Here is a 22,271-nt window from a genome sequence, read left to right as displayed (position 1 = left end):
GTGGCAACAGGAGGACGCAGCGACGCTGCCGTCTGGGAACGGCGCGAACAGCCCTCCATATCGCCCCGTCTGTCAAGTAGGTCCGCGGCGCGGCCGCAAGCTTCGCGCAAGCCAAATTCGTTAACAAATGGTTAACAGGATCAGCAAGCGAGAGCTGAAATGCGTATCGACAGTGGTCTTCAGGGCTATTACTACGATCAGGGGCGCTTCCGCCGCCCCGACATGGACACGGACGAGCCTGCCCCGCAGGCCCAGCCGCAGCAGACGCGCACCCCCGGCTTCTCTCCGCTGGTGGAAAGCAGCACCGTGCTCTCCAACTCCCTGTCAAATGCCCTCTGGGCCCTTGAAACCGGCGACGTCGGCAGCCGCGTGGCAGCTCCCGGCCCGGCTCCCATGCCGGGCGCGACCGACGAGGAGAGTGCGGACAAGGTTCGCCAGCTCTATCTGGAGTTTACGGGGGATCAGGGCTAAGCCCCCCTTTATTGCGGCTTGCCGCCTGCTCCGGCCCTCCTTAGTCATGGGGAGCGCATCTGGAGTAACGCTGATGATGGCCATTGGAGAACTGTCCCGCCGCGCGGGCGTGAAGATACCCACAATCCGCTACTACGAGCAGCTTGGGCTGATGCCGGAGCCGGACCGGTCCGGCTCGAACCAGCGTCGCTATGGCCGGGCCGATCTCGACCGGCTGGCCTTCATACGGCATTCCCGTGACCTCGGCTTTTCGATTGATGCGATTCGCGATCTCCTGCGCCTGTCGGCGCATCCGGAACGGCCTTGCACCGATGCCGATGACATCGCCCGGGATCACCTCCGGCAGATTCGCCTGAAAATCGCTCGCCTGAGGAAACTGGAAGAGGAACTGGCGCGCATGCTCGACCAGCCGCAGGCCCACACGATCGGCCAGTGCCGTGTGATCGAATCGCTGTCGGACCACAGCGCCTGCGATCACGGTCACTGACCCGCCGCGCGGCTTCAATCCGTCACGACCACCTGGTCGAAGAAGGCAATCCGCTTGCCGCCGCAGGACACCATGACCCGCAGGTTGGAGAAGGGAGTTTTCGCCTCGCCCCGAACGTCCACCTCTGTGATCACCTCGGCCGCCATGCCCGAAGGGGGCACGAGTTCGAGCCGAAACTCCTGCAGGGGTGGCCGCCCGCGCAGACCGCCCGCCTTCACGAGCCGCCAGCCATAGCCGGCAGTAGGCAAGGCGATCCGTCCGGTTACCACGATCCGGTTGACTCCCTTGCCGGGGAAACGGTCGATCCAGGCATGCCAGTTGCGCGATGAAACGATGGGGCAGGCCTCCGCCGCCTGCGCCGGAGGTGGAAACGTTGCCCCGGCGGCAGCCGCGACGAGGAACAGGCGGGACAGGCAGGAAGGAAGGCGCATGGCGTAATCCGGTCAACTGATGGCAGAACGGACAATAGGCCATGCAACCTGTCTCCAGCATGAACGGGAGGCGCGATCCGCAGTCGCCTCCCCCTTGACAGGGGCGATGCTTCCACGCATGCTGCGGACATGATGACGAAGCTGACCCACGCACAGAAGTATTTTTGGCTGTTCCGATAGGAGCGGCCCGTCATCCCATGACAAGAAGCCGCCTCCAGGGCGGTTTTTCTTTTTCCGGGTAACCGTCCGCCCGAGGCCCAACCGAAAGAGACGGAACCATGAACGACATGATCCTCGATAGCCGGCCGCCCGTGGTCCGGATCCGCAATGCGAAGCGTGAAGACCTGCCCGTGCTCGCAGCCATGGTGACGGAACTCGCCGCCCATCACGGCGATTCCGCCTGCCTCTCCGAAGGCGCACTGGAGCGGGATCTCTTCGGCCCCACACCCTGGATCCGCGCCCTCATTGCCGAAAGCGCAGGCCATGCCATGGGTTACGCCATCCTCACCCCCGTCTACCGCGCCAATGAGGGGGCGCGGGGCATGGAAATCCACCAGCTTTACGTTCGGCCAACCTTCAGAAGCCAGGGTATCGGTCAAAGCCTCGTCTCCATCGCCCGGGAGGAGGCACGCCGGCTCGGCTGCAGCTACATGACCGTCGGCGCTGCAACCGGCAATTTCCGCGCGCACCGCTTCTACGAAACCCTGTCCTTCAAGCCGCGCCCCGTTACAGGCATGCGATACAATCAGGCCCTCGCCGGCTGACGTTCCGCCACGCCCTCTATCAGGAAGGAGACAGGCACATGGCATCCCTCACCCTGCTGCTTACGGAAAACCATGCGGACTGGGAAACCGCGCTGCTCTTTGCGGCCGCACGGGCGCATCTCGGCTTCGAGGTACGAGTCGCGACGCCGGGCGGACATCCCGTCCGCTCCATGGGCGGGTTGCACATCACGCCCGACCTGGACATCGGGGACCTCGTGCCGGGGGACGCGAATGCGCTCGTGCTTTGCGGCGGCACCGCATGGGAAAGTCCCCAGGCACCCGCCCTCGGCGACCTCCTCAACCGGCATCATGGAGCGGGCACCCTGATCGCAGCGATCTGTGGAGCCACCGTGGCACTGGCCCGGGCGGGATTGCTGGACGCGGTGAACCACACGTCGAACAGCCGGGAGACGCTGGCCCCGACGGGCTATCGCGGCGCGCATCTCTATCGCGATCAGCCGATGGCCTGCCGTGACGGTGGCATCGTCACCGCTCCCGGCACGGCGCCCCTCACCTTCGCCCGCGAAATCCTCGCCGGCCTTGGTGCCGCCAGCCCGGAACTCGACGGGTTCCTCAGCCTCTTTGCCCGGGAAATGGAGGCGCTGACCCGCTGACGCCGGCGCTAGCGGACTGCGGGCACAGCCTTCAGATAGGCTGCGATCGCCTCGCGGTCCTCCGCCGGCAGGCGGGCCATGTTCTTCTGGACCTCGACCATGGTGCCGCCGACGGAATCGAAGTCGGGTGTCATCCCCGTTTCCAGATATGCGGCAATGTCCTCGGCACTCCAGGAGCCGGTTTCTCCACCGGGCGTGATGTTCGGGATCCTGCCCTTGCCTTCCGGGTTGGGGCCGCCGGCCAGCCAGCGGCCGGAGGAGAAGCCGCCGAGGCTGTCCCTGGGCGTGTGGCATTCGCCACAATGACCCGGGCCTTCCACCAGATACTGCCCGCGCTTGACCTTTTCATCCGCTTCGGCGAGCGCCACCCGGGGCCGGTCGTTGAGATAGAGGAACTTCCACCCTCCCAGCAGAACCCGAAGGTTGAAGGGGAACGCAAGTTCATGATCGGGCGCCACCGCATTGCTCGGCGGCAGGGTCTTGAGATAGCCGAAGAGGTCGTTCACATCCTTCGCACTCATCCGTGCGTAGGACCCGTAGGGGAAAGAGGGATAGAGATGGCGACCCTCGTCATCGATCCCCCGCAGCATCGCGTTGCCGAAGACCGCGAGCGACCAGCCGCCGATACCGGCCTTCGGATCGGGGGAAATGTTCGGCGGATGGAAGGTGCCGAAGGGTGTCTGCAGGGGCTCTCCGCCGGAAAGCGTGAGATCGTTGCGGTCCGACGCTCCCTTCGGCGCATGGCAACTGATGCAGCCTCCGGTCCAGAAAAGCCGCTCCCCATGGGCGAGATCCGGCGGACCGAGATCGGCGAAAACCTGCTCCGGAAGGGGTTTCGGTGCGGTGATGAACCAGAACACCCCCGCGCCGGCCGCAACGGCCAGCACGGCGGCTCCCGCCAGTTTCGCAAGCTTCGATGCCATGAAACCCTCCCGTCATGAAAACGCGCCGGTTCGCAGGGAAGCCGGCGCGCCACGTAAATTCAGGCCGAAGAACCGGTCAGTCCTTCAGGCGATAGGTCTCGTGACAGGCGCCGCAATCGGCTCCGAGCGTCTTTACCGCAGCGCCGACGGCAGCCTGATCGGCGGGAAGCGCTGCAAGCAGGGCTTCGGCATCGTCATGCAGCTTGGCTGCCTTCGACTTGAAGTCATCGAAGTTCTCCCAGATCTTTGGCGAGGCTTCGGTCTTGTGTCCGGTCTCGGAGCCCTTCGGGAACTGGTCGGGGAACGCCTTGATGTTCTCCGAGATGGTGGTGAGGGAGGCTTTCACGACCTCGGCGTCATAGGCGGTCTTGCCCTTGACGATCCCGACCAGGCCCCCCATGGCCTTGCCGATCTTCTCCATCATCTCCTTGCGCATTTCCTGCGGTTCGGCGGCGGTCGCAAGCGAAACGCCCGCGAAGTTCACGGCAATGGCGGCAGCCATCAGGGTTTTCAGCTTCATGAGTTCCTCTCCTCTATCGGTTCGCGCTACTGCTGCTGACGCCCCCGAGTTGTTATGCCGCGCCATGATGGCAAGGAACAACGATGCGTTGAAGTCACAAGCCTGTGATGGCGGGCAGCACGGGCTGCTGGAAAAGGGTTACTCCACCCGCTCTGCGCTGCCGGCGAGCTCCGGTCCCGGCCGAAGACTGGCTCGCACGCCAAGACCTGCGGCAAGCCCCAGAACCATCAGCACCGATGCCGCGAAGAAGGGAAGTCCCGGCAGGTTCAGGCCGTTCACCGGATCGACCGCATAGGCAAAGGCATAGGCGAAGGCCCAGGGGCCGATCATGCCGGAGAGACCGCCAAGGCTGGCGCTTGCGCCCTGCAGTCGGCCCTGCTCCTCCGCAGACACTTCCTTGGTCATCAGCGCGGTGACGGACGGCTGGGCAAAGCCCCACAGGGCCATGACCGGTACGCCCATCATGAAAACCGCTCCCGTCGGCGCCCAGCCGTAGAGTGCAAAGCCCATGGCCCCGGCCGTCAGGCCCAGCAGCATCGCCTTCTTCTCGCCGATCGCCTTGACGACCGGTCGCACGAGCCCTCCCTGCACGATCATGCCGGCAACGCCCACCCCGGCCAGCAGAAAGCCCACTTCCCGCTCCTGCCATCCATACCGCAGCCCCATGTAGAGCACCGCGCAGGCCGGCAGCACCTGATGCGCCAGCATGATGATGAAGGTGATGAAGCCGAGACGGCCGAGCTCCGGCGTGCGCCTGAGGAGCGCGAGCGTGGTGGCGGGATTGACCGAGCGCGGCCTGAAGGGCGCACGAAGCTCGGGTTTCAGCGATTCCGGCAGCACGAAGAAACCGTAGAGGAAATTGGCAAGGCTCATGGCCGCCGCGGCAAAGAACGGCAGCCGCAGATCGTAGTGGCCGAGAATACCGCCGACCGCCGGCCCCAGCACGAAACCGAGGCCGAAGGCAGCACCCAGCATGCCGAAGGACGCAGCCCGCTTTTCCGGCGGCGTGATGTCGGCGATATAGGCCTGCGCCGCCGAGACGGTGGCGGAAAAGATGCCCGCGAGCACCCGCCCCACGAACAGCACCCACAGCGCGGGCGCAAGCGCCATCAGCAGATAGTCGAGACCGAGACCGAGATTGGATGCCAGGATGACCGGCCGGCGACCGAACCGGTCGGAGAGCGCGCCGATCACCGGCGATGCGATGAACTGCATGAGGGCCCAGACGGACATGAAGATCCCCAGCATCTCGGCCGCGCGGTTGAACTCGCCACCGGTGAAGTGAAGGATCAGCTTTGGCAGGACCGGAATGATGATCCCGATCGACAGCATGTCGAGCAGCACGGTCAGAAATATGAAGATGAAGGCTGGAGAGCGGCCCCGGCCGGCTCCTCCGGGATAACGGGCTTCGGTCATGAAAATCGTCCTTCTGGAAAGGCGGTGAACGCTATTGGATAGGCCGGGAAAGTCAAGCGCTCCCGCCCGTGGCGGGCGGGAGGGGCGATTACCAGTGGCCGCTCAGGCCATTCCACAAGGTCAAGAGCGTGACCACGATCAGGACGGCTCCGGCGATCCGCCCGGTCCAGACCGTGGCCTGCGGCTTTCCCAGCAGGAAGCTCCTTGCCTTGCCGGCGGCCAGTGCAAGCGAGCCGTAGACCCCGAGCTGGGTTCCCGCCACCATCAGGCCCATCACCACCGCCTGCGCCCAGAGCGGCCCATAGGCCGGCTTGATGTACTGGGGAAAGACCGCCAGCGTGAAGAGATAGGCCTTCGGATTCAGCAGGCAGGTGATCATGCCCTGGCGAAAGATGCCCCACCAGCCGCGGCGGGTGATCAGTTCATCGGGCACATGGTCCACGCGGATGGAGCTTCTGATGAGCGAAAAGCCGATCCACAGCATGTAGCCGCCGCCCGCCAGCAGCATGACGAGATAGAGCGCCGGTAGCTTCTGCGCCACCAGCCCGGCGCCGAAGACACCATAGACGGAATGAAAGACCCCGCCGGCCACGATGCCGGCGACGGCCGCGAGACCCGCCTTCCGTCCGCCGTTGAGGCCGTTTGCCAGCACGAACAGCGAGTCCATGCCGGGCACCAGAATGATCCCGAACAGCAGCACGAAGAAGAGCCACAGGTTGGCGGCGTAACTCATGATTGTTTTCCCTCACTCCTGATTGCGTATTGTTCTGGCACAAAACGTGAACAAACAACAGGCGCGGAAGGATGAAATGATTTTATGATTACCGTGCGCGCGGCTGATGGATGAGGCGGGAGTGAAAAGAGACGCGCCGTCTGTCGCACAAACGAAAAAACCGGCGGCCAAGGGCCGCCGGTTTCGGAAAATCCCGGGCTTTGTCGCACTTACTTCGCGGCAGCTTCGTACATTTCCAGCACGTAATCCCAGTTGATCAGGCTGTCGACGAAGGCTTCGAGGTACTTCGGACGGGCGTTGCGGTAGTCGATGTAGTAGGAATGTTCCCAGACGTCGACGCCGAGGATCGGCGATGCGCCGTGGACCAGCGGGTTTTCGCCGTTCGGGGTCTTCGAGATCTCGAGCTTGCCGTTCTTGACGGAGAGCCATGCCCAGCCCGAACCGAACTGGGTGGTGCCGGCAGCGATGAAATCGGCGCGGAACTTGTCGAAGCCGCCGAGGTCGGAATTGATGGCTGCTTCCAGCTTGCCCGGCAGCTTGTTGCCGCCGCCGCCCTTCTTCATCCACTTCCAGAAGTGGATGTGGTTGTAGTGCTGACCGGCGTTGTTGAACAGGCCGGCATTCTTGCCGAAGGACTGCTTCACGATCTCTTCGAGGGAAAGGCCTTCCATGCCGGCTTCAGCAGCCAGCTTGTTGCCGTTGTCGACATACGCCTTGTGGTGCTTGTCGTGATGATATTCGAGGGTCTCGCGCGACATGAACGGGGCGAGCGCATCGTAATCATAGGGAAGTTCGGGCAATTCGAAGGCCATGGTTTTCTCCTTTGGCAACAGGATGCGTTAAAGAGGCATCGGTCGTGCCGGAACATAGGTGCGGAATGTCCACGAGGCAACCTTCCAAACGTCAAAATTCCCCGTTTCGGCGACCGGTGCGAGCGGTTGGCCCCTCCCGTGCGCTCCGCTTGACCGGCGGGGGCCTCCGTGGCCGTATGCGCAGGTCCCGGGCCGTCGGGACACGAGAACCACACGATTTCAAGGAAGGCATGATGATGACCCTGTTCTCAGCCCGCCCCTGTTCGCTTCTGATGCTGGCCGGCCTTTCGCTCGGCCTCGGCACGCTCTCCGCCCGCGCCTCCTCCGATGATTCCTGGGCAGCCTTCGGCAAGGAGGTCGCCGCGGCCTGCAAGGCGGCGACCGGCGACAGCTTTTCCAAGCCGCGGGTCGTCGTCGACCCCTATGGCAGCGAGCGCTACGGTCTTGCCATCGTCACCGGCAAGCTGAAGGCAGGAGGCACGGGCTCCGTCATCTGCGTCTTCGACAAGCAGAGCCGAAAGGCGGAGGTGGGAAGCGAGCTTGGGCCGGACCTGCTGAAGATCGCGAAATAACGCCGTCCGGGCCGGCACGACGTGTCGGCTTTGCGACAGGAGATGGCACCTTTGTCGCTTTCTGTCGCGGATGGGCCGTGCAATCCTCGACCCTCACAGCAGAGGATGAAGTCATGAAAGCCATGTATTACGAAGCCTTTGGCGTCACACCCGAGATCCGCATCCTGCCGGATCCCGAGCCGACCGAGGATGGCGTCGTGATCAAGGTGGAAGCGACCGCCCTCTGCCGGTCGGACTGGCACGGATGGATGGGACACGATCCCGACATCACCCTGCCCCACGTGCCCGGACACGAGCTGGCCGGCCGCATCGTCGCCAAGGGCAAGAACGTCATGCGCTACAAGCTGGGAGACCGGGTGACCGTGCCCTTCGTCTCGGGCTGCGGCCGCTGCAGCGAGTGCCATTCCGGCAATCATCAGGTCTGCCCCTACCAGTTCCAGCCGGGCTTCACCCACTGGGGCTCGTTTGCGGAATATGTTGCCATCGCCTATGCCGACACCAATCTGGTGAAGCTGCCCGAAGAAGTGGACTACGCCACGGCCGCCAGCCTGGGATGCCGCTTCGCCACGGCCTTCCGGGCCATTGCCGATCAGGGCAAGGTCCGCGGCGGCGAATGGGTCGCCGTTCACGGGGCCGGTGGAGTCGGCCTGTCCGCCATCATGATCGCCTCCGCGCTCGGTGCCAATGTGGTTGCCGTCGATATCGCCGAGGACAAGCTCGCGCTGGCGCGCGGCGCCGGCGCAGCCGCCACCATCAATGGTGCAGGGTCCGCCGATGTGGTGGAGGCCGTGCGCGAAATCACGGGCGGCGGCGCGCATGTCTCCATCGACGCGCTCGGCCATACCACGACCTGCTGCAATTCCATCCGCAACCTTCGCAGGCGGGGTCGCCATGTGCAGGTCGGCCTGATGCTCGGCAGCCATTCCGCACCTCAGATCCCCATGGGACAGGTCATTGCCCACGAACTTGAGATCTACGGCAGCCACGGCATGCAGGCCTGGCGCTACGAGGACATGCTGGCCATGATCACCGGCGGCAAGCTCGACCCCCGTAAACTGATCGGCCGGCATGTCAGCCTGGAAGAAGCCGTTCCCCTCCTCACCGCGCTCGATCGCGCGACGGAAAACGGAATTTCGGTCATCACCAGATTTTAAAACGTTTTCCTAAAGCAAAGGCTTGCAATCGGGACGCGCACACTTATACTTTAGATTATAAGGATTTTATCACGAAAATCAATTTGAAAGGAATCTCATGCGCAAGAGGGTCATTCTGTCCATCGACAATGCGGGCATTCGCTGCATCCTGCCCGTTATGGTACTGATGGAACTGGAAAAGCGGCTGCGCCGGGCGAGCATGCGCGAGAGCCTACACCACTATGTGGATCTGGTGTCCGGCTGCGGTCTCAGCGCCGTGATCGCAGCGGCACTCTGCGTCGAGAAGCCCTACCCCGCCGATTTCGCCACCAGCACGGCGGACGAGATCTTCGACATGTTCCAGCATGACCACGGCTTCATGTTCGATCACCCGGAAGAGGTTTCAGGACCGGGTCCCTATTCGCCCGACGTGTTCGAAAGCAACCTGCGCTGGCGATTCGGCGAGCAGACGACGTTCACCGCCGCCAAGACCGGCCTTCTCATTCCCGCCTATGACATGATGAACCGCCGCGCCGTGATCTTCAGCAATCTCGAAGGCGGCTATTCGGATTTCTACGTGTGGCAGGCGCTGCGGGGCAGTTGCGCCACGCCGGAAATGTTCGCTCCGGCCATGGTTGAAAACCTCTCGAAGAAAAAACCGCGCGGCACGCCGCTCATCCCCTTCATGAGCGGGGGTACCATGGCCACCGACCCCTCCATGTGCGCGTATGTGGAGGCAAACCGGGTGCGCTGGACCATCCCCGGCTCGGAAGTGATCCTCGTTTCGCTCGGCGTCGGCCTCGACCGGCAGCCGCTTCCCTATTTCGATGCCCTGCATGCCGGAAGCCATGGCCAGTCGCTGGCCTCCGTCACGCCGCCGCTCGTCGGCTTTGCCCGAGAGCTCGAATGCCCGGCGCCGCAGCTGCTGACAAGCCTGATCAACCGCGATGCGACCAGCTTCGACGGCATCGCGACCCGGTTGACCCCGGCCAACCGTCATTCGCTGAACTACTACCGCGTGAACGGAGCCTTGCGCCAGGGCAACCTCGCCATCAACGACCTGCGGCCGGAAAACATCCGCGCGCTCATCGAGGACGGACACCGCATCATTGCCGAAAACGATGCCCTGCTCGACGAGATCGTCTGGCGGATGACGGAGGGACAGGCAAAGCCGGCCTATCGCGGGGAAGCCGCGCCGGTCTTTGCCTGATACTTTCGGCGGGCATTCCGGTTCCGGCTTGCGGTCGACGGAGCACGGTCTATCCTCGGCCTTCCGAGGAGGAAACCGCCATGCCAGCCCAAGCCGTCTTTCCCGTCTATGTCTTCGATGCCTATGGCACGCTTTTCGACGTGCATTCCGCAGTCCGCCGCGTCGGGGAGAGGCTTGGGCCGTCGCTCCAGCCCTTCTCCGACCTCTGGCGCGCACGCCAGCTGGAATACAGCTGGATCCGCACCATGTCCGGCCGGTATCGTGACTTCTGGCACATCACGGAAGATGCGCTCGATTACTGCTTCCAACGCTTCCCGGAAGCCGACAGGGCCCTGAAGCCGGCGCTGCTCGATGCCTACGCGACGCTCGATGCCTTTCCCGAAGCGAAGGCGGAGCTGGAGGCCCTGAAGGCGGCGGGGGCAAAGCTGGCAATCCTTTCCAACGGCACGCCGGCCATGCTGGAGAAAGCCGTGACGCGCGCGGGCCTCGCGCCCCAGTTCGATGCCATTCTTTCCGTGGACGGGCTTTCCCGCTTCAAGACCGTGCCGGCGACCTATGAGCTTGCCACGTCCCGTTTCGGATGCACGCCCGGGCAGATCTCCTTCCAGTCGTCCAATGGGTGGGACATAGCGGGAGCGACCGCCTTCGGCTTCCGTTGCGTCTGGATCAACCGGCAGGGGCTGCCGCTCGAATACCGGGACCTTCCTCCCCGGCACGTGCTGCCGTCGCTGACGGGCCTTTCGGCCCTGCGCGAGGGCGAAGCATGAGCTGGGAACCTGTCCGATACAGCCGCTTCGAGGAGGAGCGGAACCGCCCCTGCGCGGACCTCATCCGGGCGCTTGGCGATGCGAAGCCACAGCGTATCGTCGACATGGGCTGCGGCCCGGGAAACTCGACGGAGGCGCTGGCACGGCGGTTTCCAGGAGCGGCGATTCTCGCACTCGACAGCGATGCCGCCATGGTGGACGCGGCGCGGCGCAGGCTTCCGGACATCACGGTCACGCAGGCGGATGTCACCTCATGGAGACCGGACAGTCCGGTCGATCTTCTCTTTTCCAATGCCGTTTTCCATTGGGTTCCGGACCACCTGCCGCTTCTCCGGGAACTTGGCACCTGCCTCGCGCCCGGCGGCATGCTCGCGATCCAGATGCCCGACAATCTGGAAGAGCCGACCCATCGGCTGATGGAGGAGATTGCGGGAAGCCCCGAATTTCTGGAGGCCTTCGAAGGGAAGCCGCCGACGCGGACACCCCTTCCGCAGCCGCGGGAGTACGTGCAGGTCCTGGGAAGCGAGGGGTTCTCGGTCACCGTCTGGCGGACGACCTATTACCATCGCCTTGCCGGTTCGGAAGGCATTGTCGACTTCGTGCGCGGCGCAGGCCTGCGGCCCTATCTCGACCGTCTGGAGGAAAAGGCAGGGGCATCGAGTGTGCAGGCCTATCTCGCAGCCTACAGCGCGGCCATCGGCGAGGCCTATCCCCCACTCGGCGATGGCTCGGTGCTCTTGGCGATGCCGCGCCTCTTCGTCGTGGCGGCCCGGGACTGAGGATGCGAAAAACCCCGGCTGCGCGGTTGGGCGCATCCGGGGCTGGTCATGCCGTGATAGTCAGCAGGGAACGCCGTATCAGACGAACTGGCTGAGGCCCGGAACGGAGGCCACGACTTCGTCCACCACGTCGGCACCGGCATACTGCCGGGCAACGGCCATGGTTTCGCGCGCAAGGCCGGTGATCTCGCCCATGCCGAGGCCCTGGGACATCAGCTGCTGGCCGAGAGCCATCACGCCTCCGCCCATGGCGCTCATCAGGCCGCCGAGCATGCCGCCGCCGCCGGAGGCATTGGCAGCAAGATCGGCCGCACCCGGAATGGCGGCGATCATCTTTGCCACTGCATCGCCATCGCCTTCCTTCTGCAGGAAGGCCAGCATCATGCCGATGGCCTTTTCCGCTGTCGCCGGATCGATACCCACACGATCGGCTACCTGAGTCACGAGTTCGTTCATGCAAATCTCCCAAGGCTGAACTGTTACGTTAACGTCAAGGTAAAGAACCCCGGCGGGAAACTCAAGCCTTCCGACCCTGAATTCCTGTCGCAGGGTGACGGCGACTCAGGCCGCCTGTCAATTGCCGGTCCGGTCGCCTGTGGCGATGCAGAGATGCTTGCTTGCGCGTCAGGGTTATTTATAACCTGTTCAACACATAATGGCAGCCATGACGGCTGCCGGACACGAAAGGGAGATACCGGTGCTGCTTCAGGACGGAAAGATCTACATCGGCACGAGCCGCAAGCCTGACGACACCAACAACAAGGGCGAATATCTCGACCTGCGCTACGGAAACCGCCATGGCCTGGTGACCGGCGCGACCGGTACCGGCAAGACGGTTACCCTGCAGGTGCTTGCCGAAGGCTTCTCCGATGCGGGCGTGCCCGTCTTCTGCGCCGACGTGAAAGGCGATCTCTCCGGTATCTCGCAGATGGGCGAAGCCAAGGATTTCCTGGCCAAGCGCGCTGAGCAGATCGGCCTCGACCCCTATGGCTTCGAGGAATTTCCGGTCATCTTCTGGGATCTCTACGGCGAGAAGGGCCATCGTGTCCGCACCACCATCGCGGAAATGGGGCCGCTGCTGCTCGCCCGCCTGATGAATGCCTCCGAAGCGCAGGAAGGCGTGCTGAACATTGCCTTCAAGCTGGCCGACCAGGGCGGGCTGGCACTTCTCGACCTCAAGGACCTGCAGGCCCTTCTGAACTACATGGCCGAGAACGCGCAGGAGATTTCCGCCCAGTATGGTCTCGTGAGCAAGGCATCCGTCGGATCGCTGCAACGCGCCCTCCTGGTGCTCGAGCAGCAGGGCGCTGCCCACTTCTTCGGCGAACCGGCGCTGAAGATCAGCGACATGATGCGCGTCACCAATGACGGCCGCGGCGCGATCTCCGTGCTGGCGGCAGACAAGCTGATGATGAATCCCCGCCTCTACGCGACCTTCCTGCTCTGGCTGCTTTCGGAGCTTTTCGAGGAACTGCCGGAAGTGGGCGACCCGGAAAAGCCGCGGCTGGTATTCTTCTTCGACGAGGCCCATCTCCTGTTCAACGACGCGCCGCCGGTGCTCATACAGCGGGTCGAGCAGGTCGTGCGCCTCATCCGCTCGAAGGGCGTCGGCGTCTATTTCGTCACGCAGAACCCGATGGACGTGCCGGAAACGGTTCTGGCCCAGCTCGGCAACCGCGTGCAGCATGCCTTGCGTGCCTACACCCCGCGCGAACAGCGGGCCGTGAAGACCGCGGCGGAAACCTTCCGCCCCAACCCGACCTTCGATTGCGCAACCGCCATCACGGCGCTGGGAACCGGCGAGGCGCTGGTCTCCATGCTGGAAGAGAAGGGCGTGCCCTCGATGGTGGAGCGCACCCTCATCCGTCCGCCGTCCTCGCGCCTCGGACCGATCACCGATCAGGAGCGGCAGAAGGTCATGCAGATGAGCCCGGTCGCCAACCAGTACGACGTCGACGAAGACCGTGAGTCGGCCTATGAGATCCTGATGGCACGGGCGGCGAAGACGGCCCAGCCGGAACCCGCCCCCCAGCAGAGCGCACCGCAGCCCGGGCAGGACAACGGAACCGCCGGCGGACGCTGGACGCTTCCGGGCTTCGGCGACAAGCCCGCGGATGACGAGCGGGAGCAGCCTCGCCCCCGTTCCGGTTACCAGCGCGAGACGGTGGTGGAAGCCGCGATGAAGAGCGTCGCCCGCTCCGTTGCCTCCTCCGTTGGCCGTGCACTGGTGCGCGGCATCCTTGGCAGCCTCAAGCGCTGAGCAGATTCCAGACGCAAAAACGCCCGGCCTTGGCCGGGCGTTTCTCGTTTTCCGTTCGTCGGAACCGGCCTCAGAGGGCGGCGGTCACGATGAATTCGACCTTGTAGTCCGGCGTTGCGAGCGCGCCCTGCGAGGTCGCGCGGGCCGGCGTGTTGTTGGGATCGACCCAGGCTTCCCAGACCGCGTTCATCTCGGCGAAGGTGGACATGTCGGAGAGATAGATGATGGTCTGCAGGATCTTCGACTTGTCGGTGCCGGCAGCGGCCAGAAGACGGTCGACCTCGGCCAGTGCCGAACGGCTCTGCTCGGTGACGGTGGCGCCTTCGCCAACCTGACCGGCGAGATAAACCGTGTTGCCGTGGATGACGGCCTGGCTCATGCGGGGACCGGCTTCGATACGCTTGATGGTCATGAAATGCTCCTTCTGGGGCTTATGGTCAAATCAGTTCCGGATATGGGCGGTCTGCTGGTAGATCGCCGTCGAGCGGGCGCCGGAGCGGCAATAGCCGAGCATCGGGCGCTCCATGGTATCGAGCGCATCCACCATGGCCTGGACGGCATCCGCCGTCACACCCATGGGGCCTACCGGAATGTGGGTGATGGAAAGGCCGAGCTCTTCTGCCCGGGCCGCGATCGCCGCGAATTCCGGCTGGTCGGGCTGCTCGTGATCCGGGCGGTGGCAGACGATGGACTTGAAGCCCTGAGCCTTGATCGCATCGAGATCCTCGACGGTGATCTGTCCGCTCACGGAATATTCAGAATCGATGGGCCGGATATCCATGCTGTCGTCCTCCGCTTGGAAATGGTTGCATCCATCTAATGGCGGCAGGCGGGCGCGTCAACGCGATGAAGGCCGGGCCGCAAGGGAAAAGCGGAAGCGAAGCCCGCAGGACAGCATCTCCCCCGGAGCGAGAACGGCAAGTTCCCCCGCTTCGGCAAGGGCCTGCCGCTTTGCCCTGCGGTGGCTGCAGGGCTCGATGCCCAGGACGTTCACGCCTTCGCGTCGGGCGCGCCACATCTGCAGATGGGGAAGCGAAGGCGTGGGAAAGCGGACCTCGAGCGTGAGCCCGTCCGCCTGCGCCACCGGACCGAGGCGCAGGACCGCCTCGCCGCCGATTTCCGCAACCGGAGATGCGGGAACGCAAAAGACACCGCCGGGATCGTCGAAGAAATCCCAGGCCATCCCGCCATCGGGAAACATCTCCCCCTCAAGCCGGGTCTCCGGCCCGAGCAGGCCGCCGCCGATATTCGTATGATACATCATCATGGGTGCAAAAGGCGCACCGCCGCTGTTGGTCAGGCGGTCCCGCAGCGAAACCCATCCGTCCGAACCGATCTCCCATTGGCGCTCGACGAGCGCCTCGCCGCCATCGGCCAGCCCGATGCGGATCGAGCCCCGGCAGGAACCGGCAGTGCTTTCGATTCCAACCGCGCGATGCCCGGCCGCCGAGCCGTGGAGCGGATAGTGCCCCGCGCCCGAGGCAATCGGCTCAGGATGCCTGACATGATCGGGTCCGCAGGTGAACAGAAAGCCCTGAAGCGCATGGCGGATGCGCGGGTCGCCATCATCGACGATCGCCAGGCCGGGAGACCAGTCGACGCCCCCGGCAATCACACGGCGCAGATCGAGCATCGAGCCCGGATCGAGCTCGATGGTCAGGTTGTCGGGACCGGACAGCAGCAGCGGCGCGCTCACGGATCCTGCCTCACAGGCCGATGGCGCGGCTGGCGACAAGGCTTTCCTCGATCGCCGCAAGCAGGGCCACCATGCGGCGGATGTCGTCTGCGCCGCACAGGGAAAGCAGGCGGTTTGCATAGGCGGTTGCGCGACGGGCGAGGTCGGCCTGTTCCAACCGGCCGCTGGCGCTGATGGCGAGGCGCTCCACCCGCCTGTCGGCGGGATCGCGCTCCCGGCTGATCAGGCCGGCCTCCTCCAGCGCGGAAACGGCGCGGCTGATCGCGGTCTTGCCGAGGCCGGAGCGCGTGTGGATGTCCGTTGCTGTCAGCCCCTCCTCGCGAAGCAGGGCGGTCAGCACGTACCATTCGTTCCATCCCAGCATGCCCCGGTCACCGGCGCTGGCAAAAAAATCTGCGGCGAGCAGCGCAGTCAGCCGCTGCATGCGGTAAGGCAGGAATTGCTCGAGGTCGAACGGGAGCGCAGCCCCCACCGCTTCAGACATTTGTGAACGCTCTCCGGCCGTCGCCTGGAACCCGGCGGCGCCCTCGATTATTTATGACCTGTAGGAGCCTACAGGCCGGGGATTAAAACTTTGTTCACCAAGTTTTCACGATTACCATATTAGCGTCCAAATTGCTGTGTCTTAGCTTAACAAAACGTGAATGAAGAAAGACAAGTGATGCGTCGCGCTCGAACCAGCTTGCTCGTTGCCCTGATCGGAAGCACCGCCCTTCTCGCCGCCCCGCCGGCGCGGGCGCAGGAAGCCTATGCCCGCGGCGACGTGGTGCTGATGGCGCCGGACGGCACGCTGCTGGATTACGTCCCCGCGCCGGACGAGGTGCGGGTGCGTTACAACCGCAACGGACAGCGCGTTCTGGTCGATGGCTATGGAAACCTCGTCGCGATCGAGGTCCCGGCTGACCGCTACTTCAATGGCGACCTCCCGGGCGTGGACGACGGCTCGGTCAACGAGCAGGCCTCGGCCTATCCCGACGACCCGGATTTTTCGACCGGTGCCATACCGGATGCGGTCACGCGGCAGCCGCTGGACGAGCAGCCCCTCCCGGACCTCGGTCCGACCGAGGAGGGCAGCCTGCCGCTGGATACGACGCGCATAGATCCCAACTCCACGGGGCTCGACATTCCGCCGGAAGCCTCGGCGCCGATCACCAGCAAGAACAAGGCGGAGATTGCCGCCCTTCAGGTCCTGCTTGATCGCGGGGGCTCTTCCCCCGGTGTCATCGACGGCAAGAACGGCTCGAATGTTGCGAAGGCTCTGGCCGCCTGGGAACAGGTGAACGGCGAGAAGCTCGATCCGAACAACATGGAGGACATCCTGGAGCGGCTTCGCCTGTCCGGCGGCCTGCCCTTCACGACCTACACGATCACGCCCGCCGATGCCGCGGGCCCCTATGTCGCGGCCATTCCCGAGGATTACTCCCAGAAGGCCCTTCTGCCGGGGCTGAACTACACCTCCGTGACGGAAATGCTCGCAGAACGTTTCCACATGGACGAGAATTACCTGAAGGAAATCAATCCCGGCGTCGATTTCACCATCCCCGGAACCATCGTGAAGGTGGTCAATCCCGGCACGCCGAAGACCGGCACGGTAACCCGCATTCTGGCAGACAAGGCGCGCAAGCAGGTCTTCGCCTATGGCGAGAGCGGCGAACTGATCGCCGCTTACCCTGCATCCATCGGCTCCTCCGACACGCCCTCGCCGTCCGGCGTGGTGCAGGTGCAGCGCATCGCCTTCAATCCGGGCTACACCTACAACCCGAAGATCAACTTCCAGCAGGGCAACAACGACAAGATCCTGAACATTCCGCCGGGCCCGAACGGCCCCGTGGGCACCGTCTGGATCGCGCTTTCCAAGCCCACCTATGGCATTCACGGCACGCCGGAACCGTCCAAGATCGGCAAGACGCAGAGCCACGGCTGCATCCGCCTCACCAACTGGGACGCAACCGAGCTCGGCAAGATGGTAAAGCCCGGCGTGACCGTCGAATTCGTGGATTGAGCGCAGGTCCGGTCAGTTGCGGGGGTCGCCTCGCCTGACATTGCCTTGAATGAAGAATGCCCGGAGCGAACTCCGGGCATTTTTTTCGAGAGGGCGTGTCCGCTCAGGCCGCCAGCGGGAAGACGGCATTCACCTGTCCCGTTCCCGACGACGTGAAGTAATCGGTCAGGATTTCCGCCTTGCCGGCATAGCCGTCCCAGCCCAGCGCACCGAAGAGCATCGCGGTGTTGTGCATGAAACCCTCTCCGTGGCAGACCTTCGAATAGAGCGGCAGCATGGAGACGAACTCCTTGTTCTGGCCGTGCTTCCAGAGGTCGAGGACGCGCAGATCCACCTGCTTGTAGAACTCGTCGGAGATGGTGTGGATGCCGGCAACCGCTTCGTTGTTGTCATGAATGCGATGCGACAGCGAACCGGAGGCGAGTATCGCGACATTGGCGTTTCCGGCCTCGATGGCCTCCCGAACGGAAGCGCCGATCTTCGCGCTGTCTTCCATCTCGTGCCAGGGGCACCAGGCGGCAATCGAAAGAACCCTGAACCGGCCATCGGCATTGATGTAGCGCATCGGCACGAGCGTGCCATACTCCACCTCGAGCGTATCGACGTGGTGGGAGAGCATCCGCACACCCTTTTCCGCCGCCCGGCGTGCGATGTCGTCGCCAAGCTCGGGTGCGCCCCGGTAGTCGTATTCCAGGTTCTGGATGAAGTGGGGAAACTCGTTGCTGGTGTAAATGCCCTTGTACCGGGCGCGGGAATTGATGTGATAGGCCGTGTTCACCAGCCAGTGGGTGTCGAAGACGACGATGGTATCGACACCGAGCGCGTCGCACCGGCGCCCGATCTCCTTCAGACCCTCGATCGCCGCCGACCGGCAACCGAAATTCGGGCCCGGCTGTTCGGAAATGAACATGGACGGTACATGCGTGATCTTGGCTGCCAGTTTCAGGTTGCTCATGAGGGCTCCTCCTCCTTGATGATGGAGGGGAAGCTAACGCGCGTTCGGGTGCGGCGCCTTGACCGAGATCAATCTCTTCACATGTTAAGTAACTTTGTGCAGATCCAGTCAAATCACGGCAACGGGCCGGAAAGCCCCCGCTTCCGGCCCGTCCCGTACCCTTGTCGAGAGGGACGCCTTACGCCGCCTGCCGGCCGATGCGGAAGAACGATCTCGTCTTCGGCGCAGCCACGGACCGTGCCGGAAGCAGGCTTCTCACCTCCGCGGCAAGCGCCTGGGCATTCTCCTGGGCACGATCCAGATTGCTGATCCGCTGGGGATCCATGCCGTAGAGATTGCCACCGCAATCGAAGATGTCGCGATAGGCGGTCCGTTCGGCGATCATCGTGTTCAGCACGTTGACGCCACGGGTGGCCAGAAGGCCCTTGATGGTCTGCAGTCCCCGGGTGGTAACCATGGCGCTGACGCGCGTCAGCACCACGGAATGGGGAATGGAAATGCCCGCCTTCTCTTCCAGCATGCGGATGAGGTCGAGGATCTGCGCAGCCCCCCGCGCATCCATTGCACATCCCTGCACCGGAATGAGGACATGGTCGGACAGACCGAGCGCCGTCGTCACCAGCGCGTCCCGGGCGCCGGCGAGATCGATGACGAAATAGTCCGTCTTCGCCTTGAGATCGAGAATGTGATACGGCAGCGACGCCGTCGTGACCTCGGAAATGACCGTGATGTTGGGCAAAGCGCCCGTCAGCTCGGACCAGTTCGTGATCCAGCGCTGCGGATCTGCATCCAGAATGACGACGCGATTGCCCTGCCGGGCCAGCTCGGTTGCCAGAATGAGCGCCGCCGTCGTCTTGCCTGCCCCGCCCTTGGCATTGGCCAATGAAATGATTGCCATGAAAGTCTAACCCCTGATTTCGTACCGGAGCCGGGTCATCGCCCCTGCTGCACCCGCCCACTTGGTGCTGGTAAACACAGTCTTACGAATTATGGTTAATGAAGTCCTAAGCTAAAGGTCGTACTTTATAAGCTATTTTTAACAGTAGCGAGTCGGGCCATGGGGCGGACGATGACGAAAAAAAGCCCGGCAGGGACTGCCGGGCTCGCGAGTGTCAGATCCAAGCGCGGGGGTTGCGCTCAGAAGCAGTCGCGGAAGAGCTGCTTGGTGTTTTCGAGCGTCATGGCAACGGGGTTGCCGCCTGCGCTCGGGTCTTCGATCGCCATGGCGGCAAGTTCGTCGATCCGGTCATTCGCGACACCGAATGCGGTGAGGTTTTCCGGAACGCCAAGCTCGGCGCGCAGCGACAGCACGTAATCGTAGAAGCCGTCGAAGCCGCCGGAGATGCCGAGATAGGCGGCCGCACGGGCGATCCGCTCCTCGATGACCGAGCGGTTGAACTTCAGCACCGGCGGCATCACAACGGCGTTCGTCATGCCGTGATGGGTGTTGTAGACCGCGCCGATCGGATGCGAGAGCGCATGGATGGCGCCGAGGCCCTTCTGGAAGGCAACGGCACCCATGGCGGCAGCCGACATCATGTTGGTACGTGCCTCGATATCCGAACCGTCCCTGTAGGCGCGCGGCAGATATTCCTTGACGAGGCGCATGCCTTCCAGCGCGATGCCCTGGGACATCGGGTGATAGAAGGGCGAGGAATAGGCCTCGAGGCAGTGCGCAAAGGCATCCATACCCGTGCCGGCGGTGATGATCTTCGGCATGCCGACGGTCAGCTCGGGATCGCAGATGACGACGCCGGGCAGGAACTTCGGATGGAAGATGATCTTCTTCACATGGGTCTTCGAGTTGGTGATGACCGACGCGCGGCCCACTTCGGAGCCGGTGCCGGCCGTCGTCGGCACGGCAACGATGGGCGCGATGCCCTCGACCGAGGCGCGAGTCCACCAGTCGCCGATATCCTCGAAATCCCAGACCGGGCGGTTCTGCCCGACCATGAAGGCGACGCACTTGCCGAGATCGAGGCCCGAGCCGCCGCCGAAGGCAACGACGCCGTCATGGCCGCCGTCGCGATAGGCCTTGATGCCGGCTTCCAGGTTGATCTCGTTCGGGTTGGGATCGACATCGGCGAAGAGCGCGCGGCCGAGGCCGGCTGCATCGAGAATGTCGAGCGCGTTCTGCGTGATCGCCATGGAAGCGAGGCCGCGATCCGTGATCAGCAGCGGCTTCTTCATGCCGAGGCTCTTGCAGGCGTCTGCCAGTTCCTTGATCCGGCCCGCGCCCATCTTGACGGCGGTCGGATAGCTCCAGTTGGCGGTGATGGTCATTTAGAGTGCCTTCTTGAGGTGGTAGGATTTCGGACGGGTCAGGTTCTGGAAGCCGATGACCGAGAGCGAGCCGCCCTTGCCGGTTTCCTTGCAGCCCGTCCAGCAAAGCGCCGGATCGAGATAGTCGGCGCGGTTCATGAAGACGGTGCCGGTTTCGATCTCGCGGCCAAGACGGGCGGCGCGCGCCGGGTCCCTGGTCCAGAGCGAGGCGGTGAGGCCGTAGGGGCTGTCGTTCATCAGGGCGAGCGCTTCCTCGTCGTTCTTCACCTTCATGATGCCGACGACGGGACCGAAGCTCTCCTCGCGCATCACGCGCATGGAGTGATCGACATTGACCAGCACCTGCGGCGCAAGATAGGCGCCGCCATCGTCCTGCGGGAAGAGCTTGGGATCCACGAGCGGCTTTGCACCGGCTGCGATCGCTTCCGCCGTCTGGGCGCGAACGGTCGCGGCAAAACGCTTGTTCGCCATCGGGCCAAGCGTGGTGTCCTGCTCCAGCGGGTTGCCGAGCTTGTAGGCCGAGACGAAGGCGACGGCCTTTTCGACGAAGGCGTCGTACAGGTTCTCGTTCACGTAGACGCGCTCGATGCCGCAGCAGCACTGTCCGGAATTGTAGAAGGCGCCGTCCATCAGCGTGTCGACGGCGGCTTCCAGATCGGCGTCTTCCATCACGTAGCCCGGGTCCTTGCCGCCGAGTTCGAGACCGACGCCGGCGAAGGTGCCCGCAGCCGCCCGCTCGATGGCGCGACCGCCCTCCACCGAGCCGGTGAAGTTGATGAAGTTGAAGTTGCCGTCGGCAATCAGCGCGGAGGTCACGTCATGGGTGAGGAAGACGTTGATGAAGACGTCGTCCGGCACGCCCGCTTCCACGAAGGCGCGCACCATGCGCTCGCCGACCAGCAGGGTCTGCGCGGCATGCTTGATGACAACGGTGTTGCCGGCCATCAGCGCAGGCGCGATGGTGTTGATCGCGGTCATGTAGGGATAGTTCCACGGCGCGATGACGAAGACGACGCCGTGCGGCTCGCGCTCGATGCGGCGCTCGAAGCTGGCGCTGTCCTCGATGACCAGCGGCTTCAGGCTGTCGGCCGCGATCGAGGCGACATAGTTGGAACGCTCGTTGAAGCCGCGGAACTCGCCGCCGTAGCGGACAGGACGGCCCATCTGCCAAGCGATTTCCGGCACGACCTCGTCGGCCATCTCGTTCAGCCGGGCCACGCCCTTCAGAACCAGCTGGACGCGCTCCTCGAGCGGGCGGCGGGCCCAGGCCTTCTGCGCCTTCCGGGCGCGGGCCACTTCTGCCTTGGCGGCCTCGAAGCTCATGGCCTCGCGCTCGGCATAGACTTCCCCGTTTACCGGGGAGATACATTGAATCATGGTCATCTCACGTGCTCCAATCGAAATCCTTCCGCCGTCCTGATGGGTCAAGGGCGGCGTGCATTC

General features: G+C 64.0%; 26 protein-coding genes. 11 read left to right on the top strand and 15 right to left on the bottom strand.

Features of this window, described 5'->3' with window-relative positions; all coding sequences use genetic code 11:
* The first annotated feature begins 159 nt into the window (after window positions 1–159).
* Both GGR23_RS03320 and GGR23_RS03315 read left to right on the top strand, forming a co-directional pair.
* The gene (locus GGR23_RS03320; RefSeq protein ID WP_183364692.1) at window positions 160–471 is read left to right on the top strand and encodes a hypothetical protein; all 312 of its coding nucleotides are present in this window, start codon (window positions 160–162) and stop codon (window positions 469–471) included.
* A 73-nt stretch (window positions 472–544) separates the two neighbouring features.
* Complete coding sequence (locus tag GGR23_RS03315) at window positions 545–958, top strand: MerR family transcriptional regulator (RefSeq protein WP_183364691.1); 414 nt, start codon at window positions 545–547, stop codon at window positions 956–958.
* Window positions 959–972: 14 nt separating this feature from the next.
* Here GGR23_RS03315 and GGR23_RS03310 read toward each other — a convergent pair whose 3' ends face one another.
* Complete coding sequence (locus tag GGR23_RS03310; protein ID WP_183364690.1) at window positions 973–1,389, bottom strand: hypothetical protein; 417 nt, start codon at window positions 1,387–1,389, stop codon at window positions 973–975.
* Between the two features lie 278 nt (window positions 1,390–1,667).
* Between GGR23_RS03310 and GGR23_RS03305 the strand changes: the two genes are divergently transcribed.
* Window positions 1,668–2,153 carry a GNAT family N-acetyltransferase gene (locus tag GGR23_RS03305; protein ID WP_382340390.1) on the top strand — a complete coding sequence of 162 codons (486 nt, stop codon included), beginning with the start codon at window positions 1,668–1,670 and terminating at the stop codon, window positions 2,151–2,153.
* 38 nt (window positions 2,154–2,191) lie between these two features.
* Window positions 2,192–2,767 (top strand): type 1 glutamine amidotransferase family protein, encoded by a 576-nt coding sequence (locus GGR23_RS03300; RefSeq protein WP_183364689.1) that lies wholly within the window; start codon window positions 2,192–2,194, stop codon window positions 2,765–2,767.
* Window positions 2,768–2,775: 8 nt separating this feature from the next.
* Here the strand turns inward: GGR23_RS03300 and GGR23_RS03295 are convergent, their stop codons facing one another.
* The 5 genes from GGR23_RS03295 to GGR23_RS03275 all read right to left on the bottom strand — a co-directional run bounded on the left by GGR23_RS03295 (window position 2,776) and on the right by GGR23_RS03275 (window position 7,171).
* Window positions 2,776–3,690 carry a c-type cytochrome gene (locus GGR23_RS03295; RefSeq protein WP_183364688.1) on the bottom strand — a complete coding sequence of 305 codons (915 nt, stop codon included), beginning with the start codon at window positions 3,688–3,690 and terminating at the stop codon, window positions 2,776–2,778.
* 76 nt (window positions 3,691–3,766) lie between these two features.
* Window positions 3,767–4,210, bottom strand: a complete 444-nt coding sequence (locus tag GGR23_RS03290) for a c-type cytochrome (RefSeq protein ID WP_183364687.1) — start codon at window positions 4,208–4,210, stop codon at window positions 3,767–3,769.
* Between the two features lie 138 nt (window positions 4,211–4,348).
* Complete coding sequence (locus GGR23_RS03285; RefSeq protein ID WP_183364686.1) at window positions 4,349–5,626, bottom strand: TCR/Tet family MFS transporter; 1,278 nt, start codon at window positions 5,624–5,626, stop codon at window positions 4,349–4,351.
* Window positions 5,627–5,714: 88 nt separating this feature from the next.
* Window positions 5,715–6,359 carry a LysE family translocator gene (locus tag GGR23_RS03280; RefSeq protein WP_183364685.1) on the bottom strand — a complete coding sequence of 215 codons (645 nt, stop codon included), beginning with the start codon at window positions 6,357–6,359 and terminating at the stop codon, window positions 5,715–5,717.
* A 209-nt stretch (window positions 6,360–6,568) separates the two neighbouring features.
* A complete protein-coding gene (locus GGR23_RS03275; RefSeq protein ID WP_183364684.1) occupies window positions 6,569–7,171 on the bottom strand; it encodes a superoxide dismutase in 603 nt (200 codons plus the stop codon).
* 236 nt (window positions 7,172–7,407) lie between these two features.
* Here GGR23_RS03275 and GGR23_RS03270 point away from each other — a divergent pair, with 236 nt between their 5' ends.
* The 5 genes from GGR23_RS03270 to tam all read left to right on the top strand — a co-directional run bounded on the left by GGR23_RS03270 (window position 7,408) and on the right by tam (window position 11,632).
* The gene (locus GGR23_RS03270) at window positions 7,408–7,743 is read left to right on the top strand and encodes a hypothetical protein (RefSeq protein ID WP_246364875.1); all 336 of its coding nucleotides are present in this window, start codon (window positions 7,408–7,410) and stop codon (window positions 7,741–7,743) included.
* A gap of 113 nt (window positions 7,744–7,856) precedes the next feature.
* Entirely contained in the window at window positions 7,857–8,897 is a 1,041-nt protein-coding gene (locus GGR23_RS03265) for a zinc-dependent alcohol dehydrogenase family protein (protein ID WP_183364683.1), read from the top strand.
* Between the two features lie 97 nt (window positions 8,898–8,994).
* Window positions 8,995–10,086 (top strand): patatin-like phospholipase domain-containing protein, encoded by a 1,092-nt coding sequence (locus tag GGR23_RS03260; protein WP_183364682.1) that lies wholly within the window; start codon window positions 8,995–8,997, stop codon window positions 10,084–10,086.
* Between the two features lie 80 nt (window positions 10,087–10,166).
* Window positions 10,167–10,853: a haloacid dehalogenase type II gene (locus GGR23_RS03255; protein WP_183364681.1), complete on the top strand. Its 687-nt coding sequence runs from the start codon at window positions 10,167–10,169 to the stop codon at window positions 10,851–10,853.
* Window positions 10,850–11,632 (top strand): trans-aconitate 2-methyltransferase, encoded by a 783-nt coding sequence (gene tam, locus GGR23_RS03250; RefSeq protein WP_183364680.1) that lies wholly within the window; start codon window positions 10,850–10,852, stop codon window positions 11,630–11,632. The genes GGR23_RS03255 and tam overlap by 4 nt, the downstream gene beginning before the upstream one ends.
* 78 nt (window positions 11,633–11,710) lie before the next feature.
* Here the strand turns inward: tam and GGR23_RS03245 are convergent, their stop codons facing one another.
* Window positions 11,711–12,088 (bottom strand): hypothetical protein, encoded by a 378-nt coding sequence (locus tag GGR23_RS03245; protein ID WP_183364679.1) that lies wholly within the window; start codon window positions 12,086–12,088, stop codon window positions 11,711–11,713.
* A 244-nt stretch (window positions 12,089–12,332) separates the two neighbouring features.
* Here GGR23_RS03245 and GGR23_RS03240 point away from each other — a divergent pair, with 244 nt between their 5' ends.
* Entirely contained in the window at window positions 12,333–13,892 is a 1,560-nt protein-coding gene (locus GGR23_RS03240) for a helicase HerA-like C-terminal domain-containing protein (RefSeq protein WP_183364918.1), read from the top strand.
* 70 nt (window positions 13,893–13,962) lie between these two features.
* Here the strand turns inward: GGR23_RS03240 and GGR23_RS03235 are convergent, their stop codons facing one another.
* The 4 genes from GGR23_RS03235 to GGR23_RS03220 all read right to left on the bottom strand — a co-directional run bounded on the left by GGR23_RS03235 (window position 13,963) and on the right by GGR23_RS03220 (window position 16,072).
* Entirely contained in the window at window positions 13,963–14,304 is a 342-nt protein-coding gene (locus GGR23_RS03235; protein WP_183364678.1) for a RidA family protein, read from the bottom strand.
* A gap of 30 nt (window positions 14,305–14,334) precedes the next feature.
* On the bottom strand, window positions 14,335–14,673 hold the full coding sequence (locus GGR23_RS03230; protein ID WP_183364677.1) for a protein tyrosine phosphatase family protein: 339 nt from the start codon (window positions 14,671–14,673) through the stop codon (window positions 14,335–14,337).
* A gap of 57 nt (window positions 14,674–14,730) precedes the next feature.
* Complete coding sequence (locus GGR23_RS03225) at window positions 14,731–15,525, bottom strand: DUF4432 family protein (protein ID WP_183364917.1); 795 nt, start codon at window positions 15,523–15,525, stop codon at window positions 14,731–14,733.
* Window positions 15,526–15,598: 73 nt separating this feature from the next.
* A complete protein-coding gene (locus GGR23_RS03220) occupies window positions 15,599–16,072 on the bottom strand; it encodes a MarR family winged helix-turn-helix transcriptional regulator (protein ID WP_183364676.1) in 474 nt (157 codons plus the stop codon).
* Window positions 16,073–16,249: 177 nt separating this feature from the next.
* Between GGR23_RS03220 and GGR23_RS03215 the strand changes: the two genes are divergently transcribed.
* Complete coding sequence (locus GGR23_RS03215) at window positions 16,250–17,590, top strand: L,D-transpeptidase (protein WP_183364675.1); 1,341 nt, start codon at window positions 16,250–16,252, stop codon at window positions 17,588–17,590.
* 103 nt (window positions 17,591–17,693) lie between these two features.
* Here GGR23_RS03215 and hpaD read toward each other — a convergent pair whose 3' ends face one another.
* The 4 genes from hpaD to GGR23_RS03195 all read right to left on the bottom strand — a co-directional run bounded on the left by hpaD (window position 17,694) and on the right by GGR23_RS03195 (window position 22,211).
* Entirely contained in the window at window positions 17,694–18,545 is an 852-nt protein-coding gene (hpaD, locus tag GGR23_RS03210; protein ID WP_183364674.1) for a 3,4-dihydroxyphenylacetate 2,3-dioxygenase, read from the bottom strand.
* Between the two features lie 178 nt (window positions 18,546–18,723).
* Entirely contained in the window at window positions 18,724–19,443 is a 720-nt protein-coding gene (locus GGR23_RS03205) for a ParA family protein (protein ID WP_183364673.1), read from the bottom strand.
* 239 nt (window positions 19,444–19,682) lie between these two features.
* Complete coding sequence (locus GGR23_RS03200) at window positions 19,683–20,828, bottom strand: iron-containing alcohol dehydrogenase (protein WP_183364672.1); 1,146 nt, start codon at window positions 20,826–20,828, stop codon at window positions 19,683–19,685.
* The gene (locus tag GGR23_RS03195; protein ID WP_183364671.1) at window positions 20,829–22,211 is read right to left on the bottom strand and encodes an aldehyde dehydrogenase family protein; all 1,383 of its coding nucleotides are present in this window, start codon (window positions 22,209–22,211) and stop codon (window positions 20,829–20,831) included. It lies immediately after the preceding gene.
* Window positions 22,212–22,271: the final 60 nt, after the last annotated feature.

Source organism: Gellertiella hungarica (genome assembly GCF_014197145.1).
Lineage (GTDB): Bacteria > Pseudomonadota > Alphaproteobacteria > Rhizobiales > Rhizobiaceae > Gellertiella > Gellertiella hungarica.
This window is presented reverse-complemented; position numbering and strand designations above follow the sequence as displayed.